5 protein-coding genes are annotated in these 6,000 nt (G+C 64.5%); 1 reads left to right on the top strand and 4 read right to left on the bottom strand.

Going from position 1 to position 6,000, the window contains the following annotated elements; genetic code table 11:
- Positions 1-513: 513 nt before the first annotated feature.
- Genes FVD38_RS23550 through FVD38_RS23535 form a run of 4 tightly spaced genes read right to left on the bottom strand, consistent with a single transcriptional unit; the run spans position 514 to position 3,540 of the window.
- A complete protein-coding gene (locus FVD38_RS23550) occupies positions 514-864 on the bottom strand; it encodes a DUF3325 domain-containing protein (protein ID WP_147937037.1) in 351 nt (116 codons plus the stop codon).
- Positions 861-2,495 carry a PepSY-associated TM helix domain-containing protein gene (locus tag FVD38_RS23545; RefSeq protein WP_147937036.1) on the bottom strand — a complete coding sequence of 545 codons (1,635 nt, stop codon included), beginning with the start codon at positions 2,493-2,495 and terminating at the stop codon, positions 861-863. The genes FVD38_RS23550 and FVD38_RS23545 overlap by 4 nt, the downstream gene beginning before the upstream one ends.
- Positions 2,492-2,779 carry a DUF3649 domain-containing protein gene (locus tag FVD38_RS23540; RefSeq protein ID WP_147937035.1) on the bottom strand — a complete coding sequence of 96 codons (288 nt, stop codon included), beginning with the start codon at positions 2,777-2,779 and terminating at the stop codon, positions 2,492-2,494. Before FVD38_RS23540 ends, FVD38_RS23545 begins: the two co-directional genes overlap by 4 nt.
- Before the next feature lie 35 nt (positions 2,780-2,814).
- Entirely contained in the window at positions 2,815-3,540 is a 726-nt protein-coding gene (locus FVD38_RS23535) for a DUF4198 domain-containing protein (RefSeq protein WP_147937034.1), read from the bottom strand.
- A gap of 171 nt (positions 3,541-3,711) precedes the next feature.
- Here FVD38_RS23535 and FVD38_RS23530 point away from each other — a divergent pair, with 171 nt between their 5' ends.
- Entirely contained in the window at positions 3,712-5,946 is a 2,235-nt protein-coding gene (locus FVD38_RS23530) for a TonB-dependent siderophore receptor (protein WP_147937033.1), read from the top strand.
- The last annotated feature ends 54 nt before the right edge of the window (positions 5,947-6,000 follow it).

Below are 6,000 nucleotides of genomic sequence, written 5' to 3'. Positions count from 1 at the left end.
CATCACTCCGCCCGACCGCTTCGTCGCCATCATAGACCAGCTCCGCTGCGGTACCTTCAATATACGAGAGTCGAATTGTTTGACAACTTTGCGAAATGCAAAGGGGCTTTGTTTTTGTTCCACGAGCCTCGCTGCATTTTGCTTTCAAGATAATTAGGGTCAGAGTCGAATTAGTGGCAATTTCGAGAAATTGCTCAATAAATCGACTCTGACCCTAATTAATTTTTGAGTGTTTTTTCGCTGTCGAGAAATGATTCAGCGATGAACAATATGCTCTCGAAAAAACTGACCGAAAAACGTGCCTGAGAGCAGTTGAGACTCCTGTTTTTGTTGCAAAACGCTTTAGGGTCAGAGTCGAATTATCGAGCAACTTTAAAAGTTGTCAAACAATTCGACTCTGACCCTAATTGTCTTTTCTGAAAGCTGTAACAGAGAAATTGTGGTCAGAGAAGATCGGCGAGCGGGAATGGGAAATTGCTCGATAATTCTACTCTGACCCTAATTGGGTGGGCTTTAGGTGCGCAGGAGGAGGGTGGTGGTCAGCAGGGCGGCGGGGATGCCGATCCAGGCGCTTTGCATCACCCGGCGCGGGTGGTATTGCAGGAGCAGGGTGACGGTCCAGGCGGCGAGCGAGAGGATGCCGCACCAGAGCACCGGGCCGAGGTGCCAGCCGCTGGCGCCGATGCAGGCCATGAACGAAAGCAGCAGGCCGATCCAGCCCAGGGCGCGCAGCCGCAGGCGGGTGGCGGCGGGGGCTTCCTTGCCGCGGCCGTGGATGTCGGCGTAGTGGCGGTCCATCGTGATGCTGGTCGCGGCGAAGCCGCTGAAGGCGAGGGCGGCGCCGCTCAGGATCAATGCACTCATGCGGCCTCCAGTGGCGTGGTTTGCGCCGGATTCGCCGGCTGCCGGGCGGCAGCCTGTTTTTTTGCCTTGCGGCCCAGCCACCAGGCGGCCCAGCCGAGCAGCAGGCCAAGCAGCAGGACCACGATGTCGAAGCCGGCCACCGCGCGCAGGGCCGGACCGCCAAACAGGCTCACGCCCAGGTGGGTGTCGGTCGTGAGCGCGTTCAGCACCGGGATTCCGGCCAGCAGGACCGCTCCCAGCGTCAGCTGGAAGCGCCACATCGCGCGCGTCGGGCGGATCTGGGCCAGCAGCGCGGCCAGGCCCCAGGCGATGAAGAAGCAGTTGGCCTCGAGGTTCGTGCGCTGCGCGATCTCGACCGGCAGCAGGCGGTTGGCCCAGAAGTAGACGGCGAAGGCGATCGGCAGGCCGGCGATGGCGCCGATGTTCAGGGCATCCACCAGGCGCACCCCGAAGCCGACCTTGCCGCCTTGCGCGATCGCCTTGGCGTATTTCTGGCGCTCCTTCACGCCCCACAGCAGGGCGCCGGTGGCGACCATCGCGGTGCCGGCCAGACCGCATACGAAGAACAGCGCGCGCAGCAGCGGGTCGGCGAAGTGGGCCACGTGCAGGCCGTAGATCGCGGCGCGCGCGTCCAGCGTCGTGCTCATCGGCTTGGCGCCGGACAGCAGCGCACCGCTGGCGCCGTCGAAGGTCATGGTCGGCTCGATGTTCGATAACTGCTGGCCCGACGGGCGATGCAGCTCGATCCGGGCATTGGCGTCGTTCGGGTTGGTCACCACCACGCGCGTCGGCGCCTGGCCCCAGGCGCGTTCGGCCTGCAGCAGCATCGGGGCGATGTCGGCCAGCGGCGCGAATTCCCTGGCCGGCTTCACCCGCTCGGCATTCGGGAACACGTCCGCGAACATCGCGTTCTGCTCAGTGCCGTACAGCGCCTTGGTGGGCGAGGGCATGTACATGAACATCAGTGTGACCAGGCCGGTATAGGTGATCATCAGGTGGAACGGCAGCGCCAGCACCGCTGTGGCGTTGTGCGCGTCCAGCCACGAGCGCTGGCCCTTCTTCGGACGGAAGGTGAAGAAATCCTTGAAGATGCGCTTGTGCGTGATCACGCCGCTCACGATCGCCACCAGCATGAACATGGCGGCGATGCCGACGATCCAGCGGCCCCAGATCGCCGACATGTAGTACAGGTCGAAGTGCAGGCGGTACAGGAACTCGCCGCCGCGGGTGTCGCGCGGCGCGGCGGTATGCTCGCCGGTCATCGGATCGAGCGTGAAGTTCTGGGTGCGGAAGGCCGCGCGCCGCTCTTCGCGGGTCATGCCCTTCTTCGGCGGATTGGTCCAGCTGGCGTAGATCAGCGGATTGCGCTCGTGCGGCAGGTCGAGGAACCAGGCATTGGCCTTCGGCGCGCGTTGCTGCAGCTCGCGCACCGCGAGCGCAGCCGATTCGGCCGGCGTCACCCGCGACGGCGCATCGGCCGCCTTGTGCAGCTCGGGCTTCATCCAGAACGTGATCTCGTGCTTGTAGTAGGCGGCGGTGCCGCCCATGAACACCAGCAGCAGCAACCAGCACACCAGCAGGCCCGACCAGGTGTGCACCCAGGCCATCGATTGGCGCAAGCCTTCTTTCATGACGCCCTCCCGGCGATCCACAGCACAGCGCCCAATACGCTGCTGCTTGCGACCACGCCGACCCAGGCGCGCAGCGCGCTGTCGGTGGCGAACACCCACAGGATCACGCAGGTATAGACCACGAAGGAGAGCAGGGTCGCGATGGTGACGGCGTCGGCGCGCGGCAGCGGCAGCGCGATGGCGATCAGGGCGCTGGCGATCGACGTCAGCACATAGCCGCCGGCGATGGCCGCGACCGCGCGCGCGGCCACGCCGCCGCGGTAGCGCCAGGTGAGGGTAGTCATGAGGCTGGGGCCTTTCTATCTAAAACGAACGGCGATCAGTGCTCGGCGCCCGGCGCCAGTGCAGGACCCGCGGCCAGGGCCGCGATGCCTTTCGGCTGCACCACGGTCAGCGACGACGTATGGCTGGCGCTGGCGTACTGCACGCCGGCGCGCTCGCCGTCGGTCTTGTCGGTATGGGCGGTTTCGAGCACATAAGTGCCTTTCCACGGCAGGTCGAACTTCACCGCGCCGTTCGCGTCGGCCAGCGCTTCCTTCGACCAGCCGCTCGGCACGGTGATCGCCACCTTGGCCTTCGGCAGCGGCTGGCCTTTATAAAACACCTTGAATTCGCCGGCCGTGCCGGTCGGGACGATGTCTAGCGCCAGCTTCGGCTGCTGGGCGGCGAAGCTGGTCGCCAGGCGCGCGGCCGGGATCCAGATGTGTTGGCTGGTTGTGCCGTCCTTGGTGGTTTCCCAGCCCGGATAGGCATTGTCTTCGGCCACGATCGCGTCGCCCGCCGCCAGGCTGGCGCCGCCCACCACATAGCCTTTGGCGGTCTTTTCCAGCGTGAGCGCGGTCTCTCCGGAAGCCTTGAGCAGGGTCGCGCGCGGCGCGACGAACTTGTCCAGCAGGCCGGGCGTGGTCTCGCGCTGGTTCAGGCCGAACTCGCCGAACTGCAGCTTCACGGTCTTGCCATCCTGCTCCAGCCAGACGTGGTGCGCCTGGGCGGCAGGTGCGATTGCAGCAAGGGCGAGGAGCGAGGAGAGCAGCAGTTTCTTCATGGTCTTTATTCTCTTTATGAGGTGTGGTCGCGTCGGATGATGCCAGTCGTTTTTGCCAAATAAAGCATGTCTCTTTTGGCAGAAGCGGAAAATATGTGCGTTGCGTCAACTATTCAACACGAATTATAATGCGAATCATTCTCATTATCAAAACACTTTCAAGGAGTGATCATGTTGCGCCCAGTGCCATCCGTTGTATCCGATCCAACGCCCGTCGCCCGTCTCGTGCGCCAGGCCACCGCACTGTGCGCAAGCGCCGCCTTGCTGTCCCCGCTGGCCACCATGGCCGCTGCCCCTGCCGCTCCCGATGCGCCGGAAGAGATCGCCACTGACGCGATCCCCACCGTCAACATCACCGGCAGGCACGACGCCACCACCGAAAAGAGCAAGTCGTTCACCACCCGCTCCTCGACCCTGTTCAAGGGCGAGCAAGATATCCGCGACACGCCGCAGCCGGTCACCGTCATCACCCGCCAGCTGATGGAAGAGCGCAATATGCTCGACCTGACCGACGTGCTGACCAATACCGCCGGCATCACGGTCGACTACACCGACAGCGAGCGCATCGCCTACAACTCGCGCGGCTTCCGCGTCGATGCCATGCAGATCGATGGGCTCAGCTACAAGCAGTCCGGCGCCTACTTCATCCAGCCAGACACGGCCGTCCTGGACCGGGTCGAACTGCTGCGCGGCGCCTCGGGCATGCTGCGCGGTTCCGGCAGCCCTTCCGCCACCGTGAATATGGTGCGCAAGCTGCCGACGGCCGCCTTCCAGGCATCAAGCGGCCTGACGGTCGGCTCGTGGGACCGCCGCCGGGTCGAGATGGACGTGTCGACCCCGCTCAATGAGAGCGGTTCGGTACGGGGCCGGGTGGTGGCGGTGAAGGACAAGAAGGACTTGTTCCAGGATGGGCGCGAAGAAGACCGTGAAGCGCTGTACGGCGTGGTCCAGGCCGACCTGACGCCACGCACCACGGTCACCGCCTGGCTGCAGCACACCGACCTCGATGCCACCGGCGCCTGGGGCGGTTTGCCGGGCAACTTCGACGGTTCCTCGCTGAACCTGCCGATCGACACCTTCCTGGGCGCCAGCTGGAACCGCTGGAACCGCTACAACGACCAGGCCCAGATCGGCATCGAACACCGCTTCGATAATGGCTGGAGCGTGCGCGCGAACGCCGGTTATCTCGGGATGCGCCTCAAGACCAATGGCTTCAAGCAGACGTATATCGCGCGCACCAGCACCACCAATCCCTACCTGATGGACATGACGACGTCTCAGTACACCGGCGACGACAGCCGCCAGCAGGCGCTGAGCCTCGTCGCCAATGGCCCGTTCACGCTGTTCGGACGCAAGCACACGCTGGTGGTGGGCGCCGAGCGCGTGTATGACCGGACGATCGCCACCTACGGCGCGGGCACCCTGTTCAAGCAGACCATCGACATCCGCACCTTCGATCCGTATTCGACCTATCCGGAGCGCGAGGTGACGACGATGCCGGCCGGCGGCGCCGCACCGACCGTGACCACCAATAACGGCGCCTACGCCACGGCGCGCTTTTCGCTGGCAGACCCGCTGGCCGTCCTGCTCGGCGCCCGCCTGAGCTGGTACGAAACCGAGCGGCGCACCAATGGCAGCGGTTTCAAGGTCACGCGCGAAGCCACGCCCTATGTCGGCATCGTGTACGACTTGTCGAACGAGATCAGCGCCTACGCCAGCTATACCGAGATCTTCGAGCCGCAGGAGGCGCGCGGCGCCGACGGCAACCTGCTCGAACCGGTCATCGGCGAGGACATCGAGCTCGGCCTGAAAGGGGAGTTCTTCGGCGGCCGCCTGAACGCCTCGATGGGCTTGTTCCAGGTCGAAAACGTCGGCCGCGCGATCGAGGACACGTCGTCGGTCAATCCCTGTCCGCCGACCAACCTGACCGGCTTCTGCCGCATCGCCGGCGGCAAGGAGCGCAGCGAAGGCCTGGAAGCGGAAGTGTCGGGCGAAGTATTGCCTGGCTGGCAGCTGATGGCTGGCTATACCAACACCCGTACCAAATACGTGAGCGGTACCGCCGCCAACACCGGCCAGCCGCTGCGCACCATCGATCCAAAACACCAGCTGCGCCTGTTCACCAGCTATAGCCCGAACCGCTCGGGCCCGGGCTGGACCGTCGGCGGCGGGGTGAACATGCAGAGCGATTCCTATGTGCGCGGCGCCGGCCTGACCGCGACCCAGGGTGGCTACGGCGTCGCCAACGCCATGCTCGCCTGGCGCTTCAGCGACAAGCTGTTGGTGCAGGCCAATGTGAACAATCTGTTCGACAAGGTCTACTACAAGAAATTCGGTCCGACCGGTCTGGCCTGGTACTACGGCGATCCACGCAGTGTGTCGCTGAGCCTGCGCGGCAGCCTGTAATCGCTGTTGCCGGTCCGCCGCCGCGGCGGACCTTGCGTCGAGGGGAACGAGCCG

Origin of the sequence: Massilia arenae (genome assembly GCF_008014745.1) — a bacterium.
In the GTDB taxonomy this organism is placed as follows: Bacteria; Pseudomonadota; Gammaproteobacteria; order Burkholderiales; family Burkholderiaceae_D; genus Telluria; species Telluria arenae.
The sequence above is the reverse complement of the archived record's forward strand: the minus strand, read 5'-3'. Positions and strand labels throughout refer to the sequence as shown.